General features: G+C 43.6%; 18 protein-coding genes. 9 read left to right on the top strand and 9 right to left on the bottom strand.

The features are described from left to right. Positions 1-221 precede the first annotated feature (221 nt). Positions 222-1478 carry a serine hydroxymethyltransferase gene (glyA, locus tag IW644_RS14915; RefSeq protein ID WP_269918257.1) on the top strand — a complete coding sequence of 419 codons (1257 nt, stop codon included), beginning with the start codon at positions 222-224 and terminating at the stop codon, positions 1476-1478. A gap of 11 nt (positions 1479-1489) precedes the next feature. Here the strand turns inward: glyA and IW644_RS14910 are convergent, their stop codons facing one another. From IW644_RS14910 to IW644_RS14895, 4 genes are all read right to left on the bottom strand, one after another. After that, entirely contained in the window at positions 1490-1957 is a 468-nt protein-coding gene (locus IW644_RS14910) for a hypothetical protein (RefSeq protein WP_269918256.1), read from the bottom strand. Positions 1958-2203: 246 nt separating this feature from the next. Continuing rightward, a complete protein-coding gene (locus IW644_RS14905; RefSeq protein WP_269918255.1) occupies positions 2204-3475 on the bottom strand; it encodes an NRAMP family divalent metal transporter in 1272 nt (423 codons plus the stop codon). A gap of 181 nt (positions 3476-3656) precedes the next feature. Further along, the gene (locus tag IW644_RS14900) at positions 3657-4454 is read right to left on the bottom strand and encodes a substrate-binding periplasmic protein (RefSeq protein ID WP_269918254.1); all 798 of its coding nucleotides are present in this window, start codon (positions 4452-4454) and stop codon (positions 3657-3659) included. Between the two features lie 19 nt (positions 4455-4473). After that, entirely contained in the window at positions 4474-5592 is a 1119-nt protein-coding gene (locus tag IW644_RS14895; RefSeq protein WP_179982237.1) for a porin, read from the bottom strand. Between the two features lie 343 nt (positions 5593-5935). On the opposite strand from IW644_RS14895, the gene IW644_RS14890 reads away from it, so the two are divergent. The 4 genes from IW644_RS14890 to IW644_RS14875 all read left to right on the top strand — a co-directional run bounded on the left by IW644_RS14890 (position 5936) and on the right by IW644_RS14875 (position 7972). Beyond that, complete coding sequence (locus IW644_RS14890; RefSeq protein ID WP_269918253.1) at positions 5936-6190, top strand: Rho-binding antiterminator; 255 nt, start codon at positions 5936-5938, stop codon at positions 6188-6190. Positions 6191-6235: 45 nt separating this feature from the next. Further along, entirely contained in the window at positions 6236-6625 is a 390-nt protein-coding gene (locus IW644_RS14885; protein WP_269918252.1) for a VOC family protein, read from the top strand. A gap of 88 nt (positions 6626-6713) precedes the next feature. Beyond that, positions 6714-7025, top strand: coding sequence for a hypothetical protein (locus tag IW644_RS14880; protein ID WP_333473873.1), 312 nt, complete (start codon positions 6714-6716; stop codon positions 7023-7025). A 233-nt stretch (positions 7026-7258) separates the two neighbouring features. After that, positions 7259-7972 carry a YitT family protein gene (locus tag IW644_RS14875; protein ID WP_269918250.1) on the top strand — a complete coding sequence of 238 codons (714 nt, stop codon included), beginning with the start codon at positions 7259-7261 and terminating at the stop codon, positions 7970-7972. A 702-nt stretch (positions 7973-8674) separates the two neighbouring features. Here IW644_RS14875 and alr read toward each other — a convergent pair. Then, positions 8675-9751: an alanine racemase gene (gene alr, locus IW644_RS14870; RefSeq protein WP_269918249.1), complete on the bottom strand. Its 1077-nt coding sequence runs from the start codon at positions 9749-9751 to the stop codon at positions 8675-8677. Positions 9752-9939: 188 nt separating this feature from the next. Here alr and murQ point away from each other — a divergent pair, with 188 nt between their 5' ends. Both murQ and IW644_RS14860 read left to right on the top strand, forming a co-directional pair. Next, entirely contained in the window at positions 9940-10935 is a 996-nt protein-coding gene (gene murQ, locus IW644_RS14865) for an N-acetylmuramic acid 6-phosphate etherase (protein WP_269918248.1), read from the top strand. A 55-nt stretch (positions 10936-10990) separates the two neighbouring features. After that, the gene (locus IW644_RS14860) at positions 10991-12487 is read left to right on the top strand and encodes an exo-beta-N-acetylmuramidase NamZ family protein (RefSeq protein ID WP_269918247.1); all 1497 of its coding nucleotides are present in this window, start codon (positions 10991-10993) and stop codon (positions 12485-12487) included. A gap of 145 nt (positions 12488-12632) precedes the next feature. On the opposite strand, the gene IW644_RS14855 is transcribed toward IW644_RS14860, so the two are convergent. Next, positions 12633-13703: a mechanosensitive ion channel family protein gene (locus IW644_RS14855; protein WP_269918246.1), complete on the bottom strand. Its 1071-nt coding sequence runs from the start codon at positions 13701-13703 to the stop codon at positions 12633-12635. Positions 13704-13792: 89 nt separating this feature from the next. Then, the gene (locus tag IW644_RS14850; protein WP_269918245.1) at positions 13793-15880 is read right to left on the bottom strand and encodes a glycoside hydrolase family 3 N-terminal domain-containing protein; all 2088 of its coding nucleotides are present in this window, start codon (positions 15878-15880) and stop codon (positions 13793-13795) included. Positions 15881-16100: 220 nt separating this feature from the next. On the opposite strand from IW644_RS14850, the gene IW644_RS14845 reads away from it, so the two are divergent. Further along, positions 16101-17477, top strand: coding sequence for a Na+/H+ antiporter NhaC family protein (locus IW644_RS14845; protein ID WP_269918244.1), 1377 nt, complete (start codon positions 16101-16103; stop codon positions 17475-17477). 76 nt (positions 17478-17553) lie between these two features. Then, entirely contained in the window at positions 17554-19272 is a 1719-nt protein-coding gene (ggt, locus tag IW644_RS14840; protein ID WP_269918243.1) for a gamma-glutamyltransferase, read from the top strand. A gap of 113 nt (positions 19273-19385) precedes the next feature. Here ggt and IW644_RS14835 read toward each other — a convergent pair whose 3' ends face one another. Then, on the bottom strand, positions 19386-19856 hold the full coding sequence (locus IW644_RS14835) for a LabA-like NYN domain-containing protein (RefSeq protein WP_269918242.1): 471 nt from the start codon (positions 19854-19856) through the stop codon (positions 19386-19388). Between the two features lie 133 nt (positions 19857-19989). Further along, positions 19990-21684: a hypothetical protein gene (locus IW644_RS14830; protein ID WP_269918241.1), complete on the bottom strand. Its 1695-nt coding sequence runs from the start codon at positions 21682-21684 to the stop codon at positions 19990-19992. Positions 21685-22052: the final 368 nt, after the last annotated feature.

Below are 22052 nucleotides of genomic sequence, written 5' to 3'. Positions count from 1 at the left end.
ACACCTTCTTTATAGCGTCAACTAAACACTGACCTTTCACCAACGAAGTTTAAAGGCTCACTCTATTAGCCGCTTTACTACAGACAAAGCACAAACGTGCCGTGCCAAAAGTACAACTGCAGTCATTTAATAAAATTATAATGCCATATTTTTTATTAATTTTATTTATTCATTTTGCACTTCTAGTATCGAATACGCAACAACGACAATTAGGAGGCAGCATGAATACGCTAAACCAAAACCTTACTCAGCAAGACCCAGATATCGCCCAATTTATTGCACAAGAAGACGAACGCCAAGAACATCACATCGAGCTAATCGCATCAGAGAACTACACCAGCAAATCCGTTATGCAGGCACAGGGTAGTCAACTAACGAATAAATATGCGGAAGGCTATCCGGGTAAGCGCTACTATGGTGGCTGTGAAGCCGTGGATAAAGTTGAACAGCTCGCTATCGACAGAGCCAAAGCCCTGTTTGAAGCTGATTATGTTAATGTTCAGCCCCATTCTGGTTCGCAAGCCAATACTGCGGTTTACATGGCACTGCTAAGCCCTGGCGATACCATACTCGGGTTAAGTCTTGATCACGGTGGTCACCTAACCCATGGTGCAAAACCTAATTTTTCAGGCAAGCTATACAATGCCATCCAATATGGGCTAAACACGGAAACCGGTGAGATTGACTACGACCAAGTAGAAGCCTTAGCTAAAGAGCATAACCCAAAGATGATCGTGGCAGGGTTTTCAGCTTATTCTCGTGTTGTCGATTGGCAAAAGTTTAGAGAGATTGCCGATAGTGTAGGCGCGTATTTGCTGGTAGATATGGCGCACGTAGCAGGTCTTGTCGCAGCGGGAGTTTATCCCTCGCCAATTAACGCCGCGCACGTGGTTACTACCACTACCCACAAAACACTACGTGGCCCTCGCGGCGGGCTCATTATGTGTAAATCAAACCCTGAACTTGAAAAGAAGTTTAACTCACTTATTTTCCCGGGGATTCAGGGTGGTCCACTCATGCACGTTATCGCGGCTAAAGCTGTTGCGTTTAAAGAAGCCATGACAGCCGAATTTAAAACGTATCAAAAGCAAGTGGTTACCAATGCACGCGCGATGGCAGATGTATTTATGAAGCGTGGATTCGATGTGGTCTCTAACGGAACTGACAACCACATGTTTTTGCTAAGTCTGGTTAGTAAGGGGATGACGGGTAAAGAGGCAGACGCTATTTTAAATAGTGTGAATATTACTGTTAATAAGAATACTGTGCCTAACGACCCACAGTCGCCTTTTGTAACAAGTGGCATTCGGATAGGTACTCCAGCGGTGACTTCTCGTAATTTTAGCGAAGACGATTGTGCCCAGTTAGCTAACTGGATTTGCGATGTGTTATCAGAACCTGAAGACAATAATCTTATTCAGCAAGTTAAAGATAAGGTTGCTACGCTAACTGCTGCTCGCCCTGTTTACACTAAGTAAAAACCGACGGCTTACAAAGAGCGAACTCGTGCGTTGCAGGTAGCGACCATTACCCGCCACACGAGTTTAGCTCGTTCGTTAAACTCAATAGTTTGAACGCCCCATGCTTCTTCCATTGCACTTTGCCACACGTCACAGGTTTCGATTGTGTTGCTATACAGTGGTGCTAGCGACAAACTTATTCTTAATGACTCTAGCCATTCGGTAAATAGTGGGTCGTGCTGCCCCGTCTTGCGAAGCTGGGATAGCTGAAGCGATGCTTGCTGTTTCATGCCCTGCAAACGCTTATAAATTTCTCGCGGGTCATCCTGCCGCCCTAAAAGGTGAAGCTCCCTTTCAATATCATAGGCATTGTTCCATTGTATGGATTTCGGCTCATCTTTTGTGCATCCCCACATTGTCATACACACGAAGCAAAGCAACACAAAGCTTATGTATTTGCCTGAATGTAGTGATGGAAATAATTTTACTTTACGCACCGAATTGCGCACTCCTTTAGCAGCGTCGCTTTTAGTATAGATGAGTCTTAAATGAATACTTGGATAAGTATAAGCAATTAAACTAATTTACTACTGCTTGAAGAAGTAAAGCATTAACCAAGGGCTCTCGTATCTTTAGGCGCTTTCAAAAGCTTCTTATTAATTTGCTGAAGTGGGCCGGCTAGCAATAGCAGTAACCGGCTGGCAAAGGTGATGGCGAGTGAGGCCATGTTTTGGGGTAAGCCGTTAGCTAAACCACTTCCACCAAACAAATACCAAAAGAAACCCAAACAGGTAAACCAGGCCTAGCAAGCTAAGTAACTTTACTACCTTATTAGGCGCGGCATCAGGGTGCAGCTCAGTTTGTGCCACCAGCTTATGATTAAGCCAAGCAAACATGGGCGTGGTAACAAAAGCTAACGTCATAGCAAAACCTAGCATGGCTAATAAAGCAGACTTGAAAAAGAGCACAATAACAAAGCTGAATATTGCCATGAAAAGCAATACTGGTGTCACCAGTGTATTGCGGGCGGCTTTATCCTTGTTAAACAATAGCGCAATTGCTTCTGCAACCACTCGCGCATAGCCATCATATACCGTCAACGCCGAGCCGAAAATACATAGAAACGCCACTATCGCAATAAGCAGATGCGCCCACTCCCCGATGGTTGACGAGTACATGCTGATAAGCTGGTGAGAAAAGCCAATACCACTAGTACTAAGTTCTGTGCCGCTGCCATACAGAATTAACGCGCCTAGCCCCAAAAACAGCAGAGCAAGCAATACGGTTACCGCATAGCCCAAGTTGAAATCAAAAAGGGCCGACTTCGGGGTCACCGCTTGACCTTTGCATTGTCGCTTTAACCAAAGAGAAGTAATAGAAGATATTTCAATAGGTGCAGGCATCCACCCCATTGTTACCACTAAAAAACCGAGCGTGGCAAGCGTCCAAGGCGAAGGCTGCTCTTCGGCAGGCACCATTGGCGCAGTATAATTACTAAGTGCAACGATAAACACTGCTATGGTTGCCATCACAAGCACGCCCATTATGCCTTTGGCAATGTTGTCGAGCCCTTCAAAATGCCCTGCCAGTAAAATCAGTAATATAAGCGCTAAAACCACTGAGGCAGACACCGCTATGGCTATATCAAATGGAATAAAGTACGACAATAAGCTTGCTGCAAACAGTAACAGTGCCGCAGCATTGACTACCGATGCGATAGTATTTAAGCACAAGGCAATGGCTAGGTAGCGTTTACCCATCTCTAGATAGCCTTGCTGCAGGGTTTGCTTCGTGCTGATGGTGTAACTTACGCCTGCCCTGAAAAACGGGTATTTAAGTAGGTTTACCACCAATATGAGAAGCGCTAACTGCCATCCGAATTTTGCGCCCGCCTGAGTTGAGGCCACCAAATGGCTTCCACCTACCGCCGCCGTTGCCATAAGCACACCAGGACCGAGTAATTTTAGTAAGGCGGTAACGCGGGCAAGGAAGGATGTTTCAGCTGAGTACGACAAGGCAACCTCTAAATGGGCATTAGAAAATAGCCGTTAACCATATCAGTTTAATAATCAGCAGAAAAGACACTAAGTGATGAGAAAGTAGCATGAATAAAGGTTGCAAACCGCGTTTGGTTTGCAACCTTTTTTTCAATTTGAAAAGTCGTGGATTAGCACGCGTTTAAAACACGGCTGTGTGTTAGCGTCGGTCGAAATTTACCTTCTTCTGCGGGTGCTGATAATAACCTTCTTTTAGCAGTCGCTTGAAGCGAGTTAGTTTACCTTCCAACGTTAGCTCTTCTAGTCCTTTATTGAATAAAGACAAAATAAGCTGGCTATCGCCTTGCCCTTTAGGCACTAACAAATGCGTGGTTACCGTAGAGATAAAAGGTTTAATAGGCATGACATCACGACGGTCGCCACTGTTGAAGTCTCGCTGTAGCAAATACCAACCGGTAAGTTCATCAATGGGGAAAACATCGATATCACCATTTATTAGCGCTTCTAGGTTCGCTTTATCAGTCTTGTGCTCTACTACGCTTTCGTTACCTTTAATGAAGGCAGCAAGCTCATCGTTATATAGATACCCTTCTGTGATCCCCATTTTTAGACCTTGCATATCGCTAAGGTCACTCCAACTATCGGGGCCATTTTCGGCGTTAACATAAAACACCAGACTCTCTGCGCTTATTGGGTTGCTGTGAAAAAACTCGCTTTCTCGAGAACGTACAAAGTTACCGTAAGAAACTGCGTCGTATTCACCTTTTAGCGTTGCCTCTAAGGCTTCTTCCCATGGTAAGGATACAAACTCCACCACAACGCCCGTCTCTTTGAACGCATCGGCGATAATATGGTTTATGTAACCTTCGTGCTGCATATCAGTTGACGTGTAAGGCGCATATTCTGTGGTCGCTATGCGCAGTTTCATCCATGAATGGGCAAAACTTTGCATTGGAATTAGCGCTAATATCAATGTCGCTATAAGTAGTAATCGCATGTCAAAGTCCTGTTATTGATTAGAAGTAAATGCCAAGGTTTATGTTCAACCTGTGGGTAGTTTCTTGTCTACCGCCTAAGTCTAGCCCTACGCCAGGGCCGCCTGAAAACCACATGTTTTTGCCTTGGATACTATCTACATATACAAACAATTTATCCCAGCCAAAGCTACAGCCATTTATCCACTGTGAAGAGTTTTTCCCTTCATTTCCTTCGCCTTTGGCAACACTGTATTCTGAATAGCAGGTAAGTGACTCTATATGCGTAAACTTATAGGGCACCGAGTACACAAGGTTCGCTGAATAAGTTTTGCCGTCAGCAGCCGCCAAGAAAGGAAAGGTAAAAGACGATAGCGCTATACGGTCATCAGCCTGCCCTTCAGGTGCAGCTAAATCGTATTCATAGTCGATATACTGTAGCTCAACTTTTACGTCACCTTGAGTGTGACGCATATGAACGGCATAAGCATTCATATCGCCATCGTCTAATGTATCTAGGTTTAAAATGTTACCGTACTGATACGACACGCCGATATCGGTAGTCGCACCGCGAATAAAATTCGCAGAGTAGTTAGCACGTAGATTGTACTGCCCGTCTTCTTTATTTCGGTATTCCCCGTCATCTGCTACATCAAATGAGTAACGACCAAATTCGGCTGCGTCATTGTACTCATCATTCATAAAGTAAGCGGCTTGAAAATCCCATTTACCCCAGTCGTGATTGATTTTGACCCCAGCATCGTAGTCATCTTCAAAGCCAAGATAGTAATTAACTGAAAACCAAAAGTTGTTGCTGGCAAAGGGCTGTAGACCAAACGGGGTTTGCGTTATACCTGCGGTAATTTCGGTTTGATCATCAAAATGATAAGTAAGATCAGCGAAGCGAACGGTATCAAAATCGGTATTTTCGTACCAGCGGTACTCTGCTTTATAGCTAAACTGATCTGACTCGCCGGATACGCCAAGCTTGAATGATTCAAACTCAAAACCATCTCTAAACTCGGGAATTTGCCAATCTTGATGTCCGTAATTAACCCTTACGTGACCGCTTAAATTAAAGGGGAGTTCGTCGGCTTTTACGCCGCTCGAAGCGCATGTAGCAATTGAAACTAAAGAAAATGCGGATAGTAGCTTGTTCATTACTGTTCCTGTATTGAATTTTTGGCGGGAACCCTTTGCTAAAAATTGCCTCTAATGAGTAAAGGGGCGGTTAAGCGCTTTGGAATTTCGTGCACCAAAATAAATCCTTCAGTACTTACAATACTGAGCAAACCTTAAAAAAAGATCATTTGTTAAGGTCTGACTTCTGTGATTTGAGTGGAGAAACTTCGCCGCCCCGATAGGCGGCGGCATTTAAACATTGGCAGTCGAATGTTTAAAGTGAAGTGGAATGTATGTACGGTAAATAAAGAAGTTTTTGCCGTGAACGCCAGGGCTTATCTAAAATTTGAGCAACACTTTAAAAGCAACTATAGGAAAGCCTGTGAATATAGCCTGTCAGCTTTATGACTACATAGAAATAGCCTGCATGTATAAACTTGAGGTTAGCGCTGTATTAAAAAGTGGGGAACTAAAAAGCGGCAAGGCACTAAACACAGTTATAGATAAACGCAGTGACGCGCCAACAGAATGTATACAAATGCGCATTAACGGTAATGTAGAAAACATTGCCCTTAATGAAATCGCTCAACTTCATGCAATAACTGATAACCCGCATTTCAGCTCGGTGAGCTTTTAGGTAGTATGCCGAGTTCACTTAATCATTTTGAACTGAACAACATTTATGAAACAACTCCTTTCGGCGATTACCTTCTTTGTAGACGACTACGACAACGCAATTGAGTACTTCACAACGGTTTTAAATTTCACCTTAACTGAAGATAAAGCAACCGGAGAAGACTCGCGCTTTGTGTTAGTAACGCCGCCAAACAGTTCAGCCAGCTTGCTGCTAGCGCAAGCTAAAAACGACGTTGAATTAGAGCTTATTGGTAACCAAGCCGCGGACAAAGTATTTTTAATTTTAAATACCGATGACTTTTGGCGCGACTTTAACGAAATGCAAAGCAAAGGCGTGGTGTTTTTAGAAACTCCCCGTGAAGAAGTTTATGGTACGGTAGCCATCTTTAAAGATAAGTTTGGTAATAAGTGGGATTTGATCCAAACCACTGAATAGCACTTTATACAGGTGCACCTTGCTTGTAGCGCATTTTGTATCACAAGGTTTAATCACCCGCAGTAAAGACGTAGAGGAGAAGTAAAACGTGCAGGCCATGAAACGTTCAATTATTGCAGATGTTATTGCAATAGCGGCGATAGCACTGTTGATCACCATTACCTTTTACTGGATTGAAGCAAGACGTGAGGTCATTATTCTTTGCGACAACTTTACGCCAGGGGTGTCGAAAAAAAGCGTTGAACGCCAGCTTAACACCGCAGACTTATTGCTGTGGGATACTGAGTTTGTAGCAAATGGCAGCAAAATTGAAGCATATAGTCCACTGCACTTAGGAATCATGAAGTGCAGTGTAGAATTTAATAAGCAAGATATTGTGGTGTTCTCTATTGTTGAATAATCATACAACCTTCAAATTTTAAGAGCGCATTGCGCTTTTCAAGTTATAAAACTGAACCACCTTGGTGCAACGTTTACATTGCCGCAACACCCTATTCACCTAAGCACTAAAAGTCGTAAAGGCAAACTTACCTTCTTACTTTTATCGTGCTGACTTAACTTTTCATCTTGCTGTCACCGAATGTGCTGTAAACGTATAATTACGCTGTGTCTTCTTAACGCAAACTCTTTTTTATGCAAAAAACAAAACACAGTGTCATCGAGGATGTTTTCGCCCTGATAAGCGCCGGCTTGTTTGTTGCTTTTGGCGTATATCTTTTTCAGTCTCAAGACCTAATGGTAGGTGGCGCGGCAGGTCTTGCGCTATTAGGTACCTATGCTTTCGACATGGACTTCGGCTTGTTATTCTTTTTGATTAACCTACCTTTTTATACTCTAGCGTGGACGCAAATTAGTAAACGTTTCACCATCAATACGTTTATCTCTGTAACCACTGTTTCGGTGTTAACCGAGCAAATTCCGGCATTTGTAGATATCAGCCACGTTAACCCGTTTTTCGCAGCGGTATTTGGCGGAATTTTAATTGGTGTAGGCATGCTGATGATGTTCCGTCACAGCTCTAGCCTAGGCGGCGTTGGTATTATGGCCTTTTACTTACAGCAACGCTTTAATATCAGAGCTGGGACTTTCCAGTTAACTGTAGATAGCTGCATATTGCTTAGCGCACTGTTTTTTATTTCGTGGCCATTAGTGCTTATCTCGATACTCGCGGCGTTTTGTTTAAATATGGTAATTTCGCTTAACCATAGACCTGAGCGTTACTTCCCAGTACTCGGCGAAGACAGTTCAGACAAGGCTAAAACAGAATCAAAAAAGGCTGACGCGAAGCGTGTGGATAACAATGAGCGCAGCAGCATAGACAGCGAGCTTCGCGCCCAAAACGGCTAAGTTGGTAGTCAATCCTTATGGTTTTGCGTTTACGTTTAAAGGCTTAAGCGTGTAAACAGATACCCGCAAGCTGAAAGTACTCAACGGTGCACATAAGTGGTTAATAGAAAGCCCGGTTAGGCAAACCTAACCGGGCTTTATTGTATCTTTTATTTGTATTCCTTGACGCCTACAACAAACCTATTACTTCTTTTGAACAGGTCTTGACGGTCGACTAACTACTCCACGATTCACTCTCGGACGAGAAAACGAAGTACGCATACAAACCTCACTTATGAGTTGATGCTCAGAACAGTTGGAGGCGAAATATTCGCCGCAATCCCATCACTAAGCTACAACAGTAAAGCCCAAATTAGGGGTAAAAGTCTCATTCTTTTAATGAATAGTGCTTTATTAAATTATACCAATCCGCACAGATCATTGCCCACTCAGAAGGCGCTGGCAAGTTTCCTAGCAAAGCGTGGGAATGCAGGAATGGCTGTTCCCTTTCAAATTCCCAGAATGTAGCTAGGAAGCTTGCCAGACCTTCCCGAAGGGCGAGTTTAAAATGCCCGTACTCTTTGTTGTGTCACCTTGATGTAGAACCACTATACCTGCGGTAACACGCCGCGATTACGAACATTTTAACTCTCGCTGAGTGGGTAATTATCTGTGCGGACTGGCATTGTATAAAATTTAGCCAAACTGGCACTGCGTTGATAACTAAAGGTATTTCACAATGCGCGGTACACGCTGAGAAACTCGCGTCATTAATTCGTAGTCGATGGTGTCGGCATTGGCTGCAACTTCCTGAATAGAGACATTCTGTCCCCACAGCTCTACTTCATCGCCCACAGCTACGTTGTCGATATGGGTCACATCAATGGTGATCATGTCCATAGATACGCGACCAGCCAAATAAGCGCGCTTACCTCTAACCATGACTGGCGTACCGTTTTTACAATGCCTAGGGTAGCCGTCGGCATAACCAATACCTACGGTTGCAATTTTGCTGGGTTTATTCGCCACCCAGGTTTGCCCGTACCCGATACCCTCGCCTGCCGGTATAGTTCGCACAGCCAGTACGCTTGAGCGAAGGGTCATGGCAGGATACATTTCAACATCAACGTTTTGCGAGGTTGAAACCGCACCACCGTAAACGCCCACTCCCAACCGGTTCCACGCATTTCGACTTGCCGGCCAATTTACCGTAGCCGGAGAGTTAGCCACGCTAGTAGGTAAGCCCAGCTTTTTAGCAACCTGATTAAACCCACTCATTTGAGTATGGGTGAAACTGTTATCCACATCATCGGCACATGCAAAGTGTGTAGCAATAACCGTGTTATCACTTAATAGATGTCGATATTTGTCAGTAATCTCTTCGATTTTTGAAAGCGCAAAGCCTAAGCGATGCATACCGCTGTCTACTTTCAACCAAATGTGGGGGCGTTGTTGTTCAGGGCATTTTTCTAGCCATGCAAGCTGTTCTTCACAATGCATAACCAAAATGCAGTTATGCTGAAACGCCATTTGGCACTCTTTTGCTTGATGAGCCCCTTCTAAAACAACAATTGGCGCGGTAATTCCCGCATCGCGAAGGGCAATAGCTTCTTCGATAATAGCTACAGCAAAACGCGAAGAAACATGCTGAAGAATACGCGCCACATTTACGGCTCCATGGCCATAGGCATCAGCTTTCACCACCGCCATAGATTGACTTGATGGCGCTAAAGCGGCAAGGGCTTTGAAATTATGTAAAATGGCGTCAGCATGAATAATAGCTTGCGTTTGTCGGCTCACTGAAAAACACGTTCCTTAAATGTTTAATGGGGAAACATATAAAGCCGAAGTGTACCACGAGAAGCGCATTAAGGGCGCAGGATTAATATTGAAAAAACGACTGTCTAACGCAAGGTTTCTTATGGTTTAAAATACCGTTATGCTTTGCGCTCGCTTATTATAATCATTTCGTCGCTTCAAGGTTTATCATGTCTTCGCACAACCCTTCTACTTCAGATTCGCCCGCAAACACCCGCATTAAAAACAACGCGGCAGTGGATACTCCCACCGTGAATGAATTAGCTAAATCACTGAATAAAGTTGTCTCAGAAGGCAGAAATCCCGATACCTTGGATATAGACACGTTAAGTACCCAAGGCATTCTTACCCGCCTTAACAACGAGGATGCTAAAGTCGCAAACGCGGTAGCACTTCAAATACCCCAAATAGCAAAAGCGGTTGATGCCGCAACTATTAGCATTAAAAACGGCGGAAGACTTATTTATATTGGTGCAGGTACCAGCGGTAGGTTGGGCATTCTTGACGCAGTTGAGTGTCGCCCTACCTTTAGTGTACCCGATGAAATGGTTGTGGGTGTAATAGCGGGCGGAGAGAAGGCCGTTCAGCACGCAGTTGAAGGCGCAGAGGACGATTTTAATGCAGGTCGAACTGACCTTGAAAGTTTATCACTAACGCAGAACGATACAGTTATTGGTATTTCAGCTAGCGGTCGCACGCCCTATGTAAGTGGAGCATTGGAATATGCCCGTTCCCTTGGCTGCTTTACCGGCGCAATTGCTTGTAGCCCTAACGCTGCTATTTTTGAGAATGCTGACACGGCCATATGCCCCGTTGTTGGCCCTGAAGCACTTACCGGCAGCACACGTATGAAGTCGGGTACGGCACAAAAGCTTGTACTTAATATGATTAGCACCAGCACTATGATAAAGCTGGGAAAAACCTACCAAAATTTGATGGTAGATGTGAATGCTACTAATGAAAAATTAAAAGCTCGTGCTCTTCGCATTGTTATGCAGGCTACCGACTGTAGTGAAGATGCCGCTTTAGCAGCGCTTAGTGCATGCAACAACAAAGCAAAGGTCGCCATTTTAATGGTACTAACAGGGCAAACCGCAGAGCAGGCAGCCACACAGCTAAGTGCTAACGATGGCTACTTACGTAAAGCCGTAGTAGAAAGTAAATAGCTAAGGCGCTTCTCTGCAATAAGGGACTGCAATAAAGGGGGCCGGTTTAGCCACTATGAGCACAAATATTACAGGTTATACAAAGAGCGCATTGATTATCGGGTTTATCTTGCTGGTCAGTTTTTCCTTCTTGACCTCATGTACGCAAAACAGCTTATCTACACATGTATATACAACTGATAATAAGAGTTTAAAAGCAAAACAAAGTGGGCTGGCTAATGAAGACTTAAACGCCAATCAACTTGCTGTAGGTGCTGAACGCTATTCAAAATACCTCCCTTTGTTAGAAGGTAAGCGAGTTAGTTTGGTAGTGAACCAAAGCTCTTTGGTTAGAAATGATTTGGTTAGAGATGATTTGGTTAGAGATGATTTGGTTAGAAATAACCAGATAACTGGTCATTCAGGAACGATAAAAGCAAACCAACCCTATCAGCATTTGGTGGATGCCTTATTGCAACGTAACGTTGACCTAGTAAGCATTATGTCACCCGAGCACGGATTTAGAGGGGATAAAGGCGCAGGTGAAAAGGTAAATAGCGATATTGATGCTAAAACGGGATTACCTATTTATTCGCTTTACGGGGCAACTAAAAAGCCAACAACGGCTATGCTGGAAAATACCGACATAATTGTTTTCGATATCCAAGACGTGGGCGTACGTTTTTACACATACTTAAGTACGTTGCACTATGTAATGGAAGCCGCTTTTGCCCAAGGCATTCAGGTTGTGGTGCTAGATAGACCAAACCCTAATGGCCGATATGTCGACGGCCCAGTGTTAAAGCCAGCATTTTCATCGTTTATTGGCATGCACCCTATTCCCGTTTTGCACGGCATGACATTAGGTGAACTTGCTCAAATGATCGTGGGAGAGCGCTGGTTAGATATTGAGGCAACTAACTACAACCAAGCAAAACTTACCGTAGTGCCGGTAGAAGACTATGAACGCACTGCGCACTATTCCCTGCCGGTGGCACCTAGCCCTAACTTACCAAACGATTTGTCTATCCAGCTATACCCCACGTTATGCTTTTTCGAGGGAACCGATGTCAGCATTGGCCGTGGCACTAACTTTCCATTTCAGCTTATTGGTCACCCTAATATTGAATTCGGTGGATCTCAAATACTGGTAAAAGCAAATAGTGCAGCGCCTCACCCTAAACATGAAAACACCTTACTAAATGCACACGTATTTACCCGCGCAGATCTTATCGACTCTGAATATATGGACTTGGAAAACTCAAGCCTTAAGTTACAGAATCGAGAAGCTTCACCAATTAGTGGATTAAAAATAGAAACCTTGATTGATGCCTATTCTCGCTTTTCCGAATACAACCGTATTGCCACCGCCAGTGGAAGTTCTACAGAAAAATTTTTCACCCGCCCAGAATTTTTCGATAAATTGGCGGGTACTGATGCACTAAGGATTCAAATCCAAACCGGGAAAACATCTGCTGAGATTCGCCAAAGCTGGCAAAAGAGTTTGAGTGCGTTCAGAGAAAAAAGAAAGCCATATCTACTTTATGAAGACATCGAACGACGTCAAGAATAACTCACGTAGCCTTGCAATTTAACAAACTGTTAGAAAGACAAAATTGGGAGGCACGGTTAGCGACCACTGAAAGGGTAAACATTAAAGTAAATACTTACTTATCCTTTAAGGACTATACTACAAGCCTCAAAAAAAATAGTGAAAACTAACCTTCCTCTGATTTAGTTTTTACCAGTGTTGCAAGTCTAGCTTCTGCTGTGGCTTTTTGTTGCTTTAGCTCGTTTTTATTTTCACTGTCGGTCTCTGCGATTTTTGCATCAATATCGGCAATGGTCTGCATTAACATTTCTTTGTTCTTTTCTTTTTGCTCCGCTTCTTCAGCCTTGTCAAAAATCACGTCTTCTGGAGACGCTTCTTCTTTGGTGGTTTGACTTGGCGATTTAGCAATCATTTTCAAACCATCGGCCTGAGGACGCTGGTTCATAAAACTAGGCGAAACAATTTCAATATCAGAATCGTGCAAGGCATCAAGTACAGCTTTGTGCAGCCTTGAGCGGGCGCTCAGTAAGCTCTTTACTTCGGTTAGTAACCCGGAAATACGATAGCTTACAGAGAAATCGCCTAGCCCCATGACCCGTACAAAAGGCTCTGCCAGCTTTGCATTTTCAGCAGCAGCAAGTAGATGCTTTTCAATAACGCTGTGGTGAATATCATAGCCTAAGCTAATATCCACGCTAACAATTGCACCAGAAGCACGCGTGACCGAAACAGGCGAATTCACCATAAGCGTGTTGGCGAAAGCAATTAGCTCTCTGCTCTCCGTCTGAATTTCAACATCAAGCAACCCCATTTCAGTAACGCGCCCGCTATAACCCTCTACTTTTATGAAGTCACCGACCCTAAAGGGTCGGTTTACCCTAAGTACTATTCCTGCCATCAAATTACCCACCATTGTGGTAGATGAAAATGCAATGACCCCAGAAATGAGTACACCGATAAGTGCGATAACTTGATTTCGCGTACTTTCACTTACTGGAAGAGTCATCGCTATAACAACCGCCCCAATAATAGTAAGTACTAACATTCCTACTTGACGAGGTAGTTTCTGTTCGCTGGTAAGGTGGCTTTGTCTAGCAAGCAAAAGGTAGTGTAGGGTAACGAGTGTACTTACAACCAATGCTATAGCAACGAGTAAAGGAACAAATGTAAGGAACGCACTGAACACAGAGTCCATTAGTGATGCTCGCGTAGTACCTGATAAGTTTTCTGAATTCACATGTTTTCCTTTAAGGTTGGCTAAAGAAACACCTTTATATTAGCCTTTTACATTGTCGCTCAAACTGGCGCTTTTAGGTATAAAGAAAGCTACTCCAATGAAACTGGTGCACGACCTTCGGCAACTGCGTTACCTACTAAGACATCAGCCAGTGCGTTCAGACTATAGCTGGTAACCTTGTTATCGCCCTTACCAACTTGCTTGTCTATGCTTATCGCATAACTAAATGTTGCAATAGCGATGTCTGTCACATTTTTGAGGTCATTTGCTTCATACGGCATACGTAGCGGAGCAAAAACCACGGTTTTGTTCTGTGTTTTCGCAGCAGTCATCATCATTTTGCTAAATGCCATCACATCAGATTCACTTGCGCGATGCTTTATATGTTCAGGTAGATCAAGCCCACCTAACTCATAGTTCGCGTGAAGCGGATTAATATTACCCACCACTAGCACTTCTGCCTGTTTTAAAAGCATCATAGCTAGCTGTTTTTTTGGCAATGCCGTTAAGGGTAGACAAGCAAATTCTAGGGGCTTATTAGTACTCTTTGAACTTGCTCGTATCAGTGCACTTTCAAAGGCTAGACACCTTGCGGCATCAGGCATTAGCGCAAGCCAGCGCGTTGATGTTACCGGAAGCTTCCCCTTTCCATATAGCACCGAAACCGAAGCCTTAGAAAGGGCTTTCTCAATCTGGATTCCTTTGTTTTTTAGACTGTTAGGATTATCAATCGAGTTGTTTTCTTTTGCCTCATCAAGCCACCAAGACACAGGCTTGGAAACGAAGCTTTCTAGATTAAACTGTTGTTTTGCTTTAAGAATACGATTGTAGGAAGACACCAAGAAAGCGCTTTCTGAAAATAAGTCTGATGACGTGTTTACAAGTCTTACTGCCACGTTATTTAAAAGCTTCGAAAATGCGTTGATATCCTTTTTATTTCTTATGGTGAAAGGCATGAGCGCAATATCCGCACCCGCACTGAATGCGCGAACGAGTGCTTCTTCGTGCGAGAAGAACTGTGTAATACCAGCCATATCTAACGCATCTGTAACGACAAGGCCTTTATACCCTAATTGCTTGCGAAGCATGTCGGTTAGTATCTTTTTCGACAAGGTGGCGGGAACAATTTGCAGCTTGCCATTCTTGTCTGCAATTTCAGTATCATCTAACGACGGATATTGAATGTGTGCGCTCATTACCATTGCCGGCGGGGTCGCACTATTAATTATATTAGCAAAAGGATGAACATCCCCTGCCATTGCTTGAGCTTTGGTATGAGTGACTTGCGGTAAGCCACTGTGACTGTCCACATGGGTATCACCGTGACCTGGAAAGTGTTTAATAGCAGCCAAGATTCCCGTACTTTGCATTGCACTTACAAACGCTTGTCCGAGTGCCGCCACCTGCTCTGGTTTTTCAGAAAAACTGCGTAAGTTTATAACGGGGTTCTTTGGCTCACTATTTACATCCACCGACGGCGCAAAATTAGTATTAACCCCTAAAGGTAACAGCATTTGGCCAATGTGCGATGCTACGCTTTGGGCAAAGGCATGGCCCCGCTGATGAAAGGTAGCACCGATGGCCATGTTACCTGCAAACGGCGAAAGCATATCTGAAGGCAGTCTCGCAACTCTCCCCCCTTCTTGATCGACGGCAATGAATAGCGGTTGTCTACCTGCATTTACCATGTGTCGCTGCATGGTGTAATTAAGCGTAATTAACTGCTCGGCATTTTGAATGTTTTCCGAAAACAAGATAACGCCACCTATATTGTGTGTACTGAGCACATTTAAAAGCGAAGGAGGAATTTCGGTCATGGGCGTGCGACAGCGTGACGATGGCGTACCATCTTCACAAAAATAGCGAAAATCCAAAATAATCTTTTGCCCAAGCATGTTCTTTACTGCGCTGACAGCTTCGCTGCTAATCGTTTTCGCGCTAGCCGTTTCATCGCCAGCTTTTTTAGCGGTGATTTTGTTAGCGCTAGCCTTTGTGGCGTTAATTGGGGGCGATTCAGTATTGGTGGCACTTGGGGTAGATGTGTCGCCGTTTAAAGCGTTTGCCGTTGCGCTAGCAGCAAAAATGCCGACACTAAATAAAACTAAAATGCCTGAAAGAAAATGGCTTAAGCCCAATACAGAAGTACGCTTTTTACAAATAACTTGCTGGAATAACAATGTTTATCTAATCCTTGGTAACACAGAGCACAATACGGTACGCTAGCATAAATGAGAGAAGCATGTTCGCCAACTTTGAACTGTATTCACACCTTCTCTTACGCGTTAGTTTGTATTATATGCAACGTGAAAAGACATACCTGTAGGGCACGCTGAACTTAGGTAAACAATCTAGAGCAGCAGGTTCTAAGCACACATAAATTTAAGTTTGGAAAGAAGTATGGATTGGATGTCAGTCATCCCCCCTCTTGTGGCTATTGCCGTCGTTTTTTGGAAAAAAGAAGTTATCTTAGCATTGGCGCTGGCCGTACTGTCTGCTGAAGCCTTAATTCTAGTCAATGCTGATATCACAACCAGCTATATGGCCCCTATTAATGCCATAGAACGTGTGGTTGATACCGCTGCTAGCCCAGGGAACACGCGGGTGCTTATTTTCTCCGTTCTAGTCGGCGCATTATTGGCTTTTATTCGTGATTCTGGTGGCGTTACGGCAACCGTTAACTTTCTGGTTAATAAGGGCGTAGCGAAAAGCCGTAAACAAGTAGGTGGTTTAACCATGTTTACTGGTATTGCCGTATTCATAGAATCGAACTTAAGCGTGCTTACTGCTGGTATATTCGCCCGAGGGTTGTTTGACCGTTTCAACATGAGCCGCGCACGTTTAGCTTACATCATTGATTCCACCAGCGCGCCGGTTTGTATTTTGATTTTATTAAACGGCTGGGGCGCTTTTGTACTCAGCCTACTCGATGCCTACGAACTACCCGCTTCGTCAGCTTCCATTTTATGGGGCAGCGTATTTTTTAACTTTTACGCTATTTTCACCTTACTAATTGTGGCTTACACAATTTCCGCTGATAAAGTGCACGGCCCCATGGCTGAAGAAGAAAAAGCACTGTCTCATGTTGAGGTAAATCACACGACTGAGCCTGCCACTAAAGCGCGATTTATGCTGGTCCCGCTACTGGTGATGGTATTGAGTATGGTTGGCTTCATGTTCTGGACAGGTAACGGCGTTTTATCTGAAGGCAGCGGCAGTAAATCAGTTCTTTATGCGACGGCTCTTGCTACTGCTATTGCCTACGGTCTGCTTCTCGCTCATAAACGATTTACTCATAAAGAAGCGGTAGACATCGGTTTTAAAGGGATGGGTGAACTACTCCCCCTAGTTACCATAGTGTTACTTTCATTAACCTTAGGCAATAGCCTTAAGGTGCTAGGAACCGGCGTATTTGTGGCAGGAATAGTGGGTGAATACCTTCCAATGGTGCTGATTGTTCCCATGTTATTTATTGCCGGCGGGATCATGTCGTTTACCACAGGCACGTCATGGGGTACGTTCGCCATCCTTATACCTATTGGTGTACCACTAATTCAGAGTTTAGGGTTGCCTCCTTCTTTGGTTATTGGCGCTATATTGGGTGGCGGTATATTTGGCGATCACTGTTCGCCTATTTCCGATACCACAGCCGTATCTTCGCTAGCAGCGGGTACTGACGTATTAACGCACGTTAAAACCCAGTTTCCTTACGCACTATTTGCCGGCGCCCTTACGCTTATTGCCTATTTTGTAGCAAGCTTAGTCATGCTTGGCTAAACACGTGACTAAGGTTTGTTGGTAGCCGATTGCTAATATCAAGGTGTTAGCAATATCTGTAGCAAGGAGTTTTCTAATGAAAAGACGGATAGCAAACATCGGGTTTATCTCGATGATAGTGGCATTTATTTCGGTAGTGGCAGCATGTTCACATTCGCCAAACGACACAGTTAATACTGTTGGAGAAAATCCCGTAGGCTTAAGTCAGCAGGCCGTTGCCATGCCTGACAGCTATAGCGCCGATGCTGCTATGCAGGTACTTCAGGAAGGCGGCAACGCTATTGATGCGGCTATTACTGCTCAGTTTGTTTTAGCCGTAACATTGCCAGAGGCGGGTAACGTTGGCGGCGGTGGCTTTATGACAATAAAGTTTGAAGATAGTACCGACTTTCTTGATTACCGTGAAATGGCGCCTGAAAAGGCACACCGCGACATGTACCTTGATGAAAAAGGTAACGTAAAGCACAAAGAATCTTTGTTTGGCGCTAAAGCGTCGGGTATTCCTGGTACTGTTGCGGGTATGTGGGCGGCCCACAAAAAATACGGCACATTGGATTGGGAGCGCCTACTTGCGCCAGCAGTAGACTTGGCTGAACAGGGCTTTGTGGTGCATGAAAAATTAGCAAATAACATTGCCCGTTATATTTCGCGCACCCAAGAAAAAGGCATCGACAACAACTTCAGTGAATACTTTGCAGATGCAAAAGCGGGTGCGACTTTTAAGCAGCCTGAGCTAGCAAAAACACTTAAAGCTATTCAGCAACAGGGCAAAGACGGCTTTTATAAAGGCGATGTAGCAAAACATATTGTTGATTTTATGCAGCAAAATGGCGGCCTTATTACCTACGAAGACTTGCAAGCTTACAAAGCCGTGTGGCGTGCGCCCCTTCACTTAAACTGGCAGGGCTACGAGCTAGTTACCGCTCCCCCTCCAAGTTCGGGTGGCGTTGCCGTAGCGCAATGGATTGGCATGCTAGAAGCTTATGATGCAACCCACGATTTACCCGCGCAAAACAGCACCGAGTACATTCACGTTATGTCTGAAATAGGCAAGCGTGTGTTTGCCGATCGCGCTGAATACATGGGCGATCCTGATTTTGTTAGTGTTCCGGTAAAAGCGCTCACTGACGCTGACTATATTACTCAACGCGCAGCAGATATTCAGCCTACCAGCATTTCTGATACCCCAAGCGTTAAGCCTGGTTTAAAAGAAAGCGAAGATACTACTCACTTCTCGATTATGGATAGATGGGGTAACGCCGTTGCCAATACCACAACCATCAACCTTACGTTTGGTAGTGGCGTTGTTGTGACTGGTGCCGGCTTCTTGTTGAACGATGAAATGGACGACTTTAGCGCTAAACCTGGTGTGCCAAACTTTTTTGGTGCTGTAGGTGGTGAAGCGAATGCGATTGAGCCTTACAAGCGCATGCTATCTTCTATGACACCAACACTGGTTACTAAAAACGACCAAGTAGTTCTGGTAACAGGTTCGCCGGGCGGCACCACTATCATCTCGTCAGTTGCTCAGTCACTTTTGAATGCCCTACTTTACGATATGAGTGCCGAAGAAGCCGTGAATTCACCACGTTTTCATCACCAGCTACTGCCAAAAGACACTATTCGTATGCATGACGGGTTTACGGAGGCAACCGTAAATGAGCTTAAAGCCATGGGCTATACCATTGATAACCGTCGATTTGGTGATGTGCATTTAATTAAACGCACTAAAGAGGGTGTGGAAGCCGCGTCTGAGAAAAGCGGCCGGGGTAAAAGTCTAGTACAACCGTATTAGCACAGTCGTACTAGCACAGCATTATTAGCTTGTAGTCATGAACTTAAATCTATAGGCGAGCCGTATTGGCTCTGCTTTAAGGTTTCGGCATTCAGCAAGGTAAAAACTAGTAACTACAGCAACAGAGCGGTGTCGATAGGCACGTACTTAGACGCCACTTTTTGAATACTTTCAGCGGTTAATGCGGGAACGCCATACACTGTTACGGTTTTCCCTTTTTCTTTAAGGGCATTTACAAGAATATCGAAATCACCGTCGCCAGACACCAGAATGACCTCATCAACATCATTGGCATGTTCAAGTGCATCTACCGTAATACCTACGTCCCAGTCTCCTTTTGCCGAGCCGTCGGCGCGCTGAATAAAAGGCTTTAACTTTACTTCAAATCCAATAGCGCGAAGAATGTTTTGAAATTCACGCTGTTTACTGTCGCCCCTGTCGATGGCATATGCAAAAGCATGGGTTATATCTAAGTTGTAGCTAAGTTCACGCCAGAACTGGTTGTAATTAAAGTTACGTTTGTACGCCTGACGGCACGTGTAATACACGTTTTGTACGTCTACAAGCACTAAAGCTTTTTTCAAAACCACTCTCTTTATCGATCTACTCGGTTAATGTTTTCTGATGTTATAGCCTTTTGATAATAAAACCATAAAAAAACGGCAAAGCTAAACTTTGCCGTTTTAATACAGTGCACTACTAAGGTTTCACATGTGCTTAAATAAGGTTTGTTGCCACCGCACCTGCTATAGCAGCACTCGATAACGACACCAAAGCACTGGCAAACAACCACCAAGCTACCGATGCAGCAGTTGCTCTTACACCTTCGGCTTCGTCTAATGCAGCCTGTTTGAGGGCACTAATACGTTTTGCCGTTTCCGCTTTTACATCTTCGTATCTCTTCAGAAGATCATTACGCGCATCATTATACTTAGCAATATAGTTATCTATATCTTGTTCACTGATAGCCTGATTGTTAGTTAATAGAGCGCGAATAGAGTTTTCGTCCATCTTCTTGACGCGATTTAGCACTACATCGGGTGTATGACTTGGATTATCCAACATTTCCATGAAGTCGGCTTTAAGGTTACGGTATTGAAGCTCTGGCCTATCTAAACGATCGAACCAAGCCTGAATGCGTTGCTCTACCTTTGAACGTTTTGCGGGTAAATTACTTGCCTGTTCTTCATAAGTATTTTCATTAGAGCTAGTTTTACTTTGCATAAATGAAATCGCAGAATCATAAGCTTTAAGTACTCTGTCCGCCTTTTGCTCATCCATATTATCGTGGTGCTGCAGTAGGCCTTTAAGGGATTCTCTATCTAGATTCGCTGCGCGGTTAGATAAAATGCGATATGCACCTTTAGGATTGTCAAAAATGTCGTTGAGATCTTTTTCCAATGTTTCAGGTGTTACCGCTTCTTGGTCAGAATCATTAAGATAAGTAAGTAACTGCTGACGATACTGCTTTCCTTTCTCTTCATCGCCTGGAGATAACTTGTCAAACAACGCGGTTGCTTTTTGTTTGTTTGAACCTTCTTTTTTAAGGGTGTTTTTTACTTCATCATAAGTTTGAGATAGCTGCTGCTTTTGTTCGTCATTCAGCGAAGGGCGTTGATTCGCGATATCAAGAATGAGCTTTTTCGCAACACCAGAATCGTCCGTAGAGTATTGTTCCTCTACTTCAATTTCATTAATGAGCGTTTCTAATTCTTTTCGCAAGTCTTTCGCTGAAAACTGCGACTGGGTAGTTCTATCGATATACTGCTTAATTTTCTTATCAATGTCTGAGGTATTAAATTCCTCACGCACTTCATCATGAACCGCTTTAACCGTTTCTTTTGCAAACGCTTTGGCCTTGGCTTCGTCACTTTGAGAAAAGCTGTTCACTGTAGCACCTGTAATTGCCGCCGCACCTTTACGTAAATAGCCAATCATATTGCCAAGAATCGACGATGTTAGTTTCGCATCTAAAATAAGCGCGCTAATAAAAAACAGCGACCATATAACTACACCTAAAATCATGCCATTTAAAAGGCTTTCTGCCACACTAATTTCGATGGCTAATAATGTTGCAACAAAAACAGAAATAGACATAGTCACCATGGTAAAAATACCGAAAGCGGAGGAAACTTTCCTTCCGGTTTTTTTAGTATTATGTGATGAACTACTATTTTTACTACTAGAGCTATTATCGCTATTATCGGAAATATCTCCTATAGCACTTATACCTGATGCAATAGCTAAATTACTTAAAAGAAATTGAATACCTACCGCAACAACAACACCGGTAATAACACTAGTAAAAAACACGCCTGATAAAGAGGTTGTATCTTCTACTACGGTTTGAGCGCTAACTAAGGAGGGCAGCAATAAAATGCTCGCCAAAGAAAGATGGTTTAATTTACGCATGATGATTTCCTTGTTCCAAATTAAAGTAACTTCGTGTCGTCACTCTATGGAAAGCAACATAAATACCAGCGTTATTAAAGTGGCACATTCCTTCTTATAAACAAACACTTAACGCATAAAAACCATTCTTCCTGTCATTATTTTTTGTTAATAAGTTATACGTACCAGCGAACACAATGTAAAGATTGGTCTACCGTGTGTAAATACGTAATCATTGCAAGCACAAGATTGGTAAGACCAAATATTTTACTCTTTTCTTATTTATTAAAAATAGCGGATTTTTGTATTCGTAAAATTACTTCATACTTTCATAAAAACACTAAATTTATAATAAATACTGAAATTAGTAAAACCCACAAATAATCAGG

It is taken from the genome of Alteromonas sp. PRIM-21 (genome assembly GCF_027563165.1).
Classification (GTDB): Bacteria; Pseudomonadota; Gammaproteobacteria; order Enterobacterales; family Alteromonadaceae; genus Alteromonas; species Alteromonas macleodii_A.
Note: the sequence above shows the minus strand (reverse complement) of the source record. Positions and strands in the feature narration are given on the sequence as shown.

Bases quoted from the DNA above. Each gene is read 5' to 3' on its own strand.
- ggt (WP_269918243.1), top strand. From the start codon at position 17,554: ATGAAAAGACGGATAGCAAACATCGGGTTTATCTCGATGATAGTGGCA.
- IW644_RS14885 (WP_269918252.1), top strand. From the start codon at position 6,236: ATGAAACAACTCCTTTCGGCGATTACCTTCTTTGTAGACGACTACGAC.
- IW644_RS14900 (WP_269918254.1), bottom strand. From the start codon at position 4,454: ATGCGATTACTACTTATAGCGACATTGATATTAGCGCTAATTCCAATG.
- IW644_RS14830 (WP_269918241.1), bottom strand. From the start codon at position 21,684: ATGCGTAAATTAAACCATCTTTCTTTGGCGAGCATTTTATTGCTGCCC.
- IW644_RS14860 (WP_269918247.1), top strand. From the start codon at position 10,991: ATGAGCACAAATATTACAGGTTATACAAAGAGCGCATTGATTATCGGG.
- glyA (WP_269918257.1), top strand. From the start codon at position 222: ATGAATACGCTAAACCAAAACCTTACTCAGCAAGACCCAGATATCGCC.
- IW644_RS14845 (WP_269918244.1), top strand. From the start codon at position 16,101: ATGGATTGGATGTCAGTCATCCCCCCTCTTGTGGCTATTGCCGTCGTT.
- IW644_RS14895 (WP_179982237.1), bottom strand. From the start codon at position 5,592: ATGAACAAGCTACTATCCGCATTTTCTTTAGTTTCAATTGCTACATGC.
- murQ (WP_269918248.1), top strand. From the start codon at position 9,940: ATGTCTTCGCACAACCCTTCTACTTCAGATTCGCCCGCAAACACCCGC.
- IW644_RS14875 (WP_269918250.1), top strand. From the start codon at position 7,259: ATGCAAAAAACAAAACACAGTGTCATCGAGGATGTTTTCGCCCTGATA.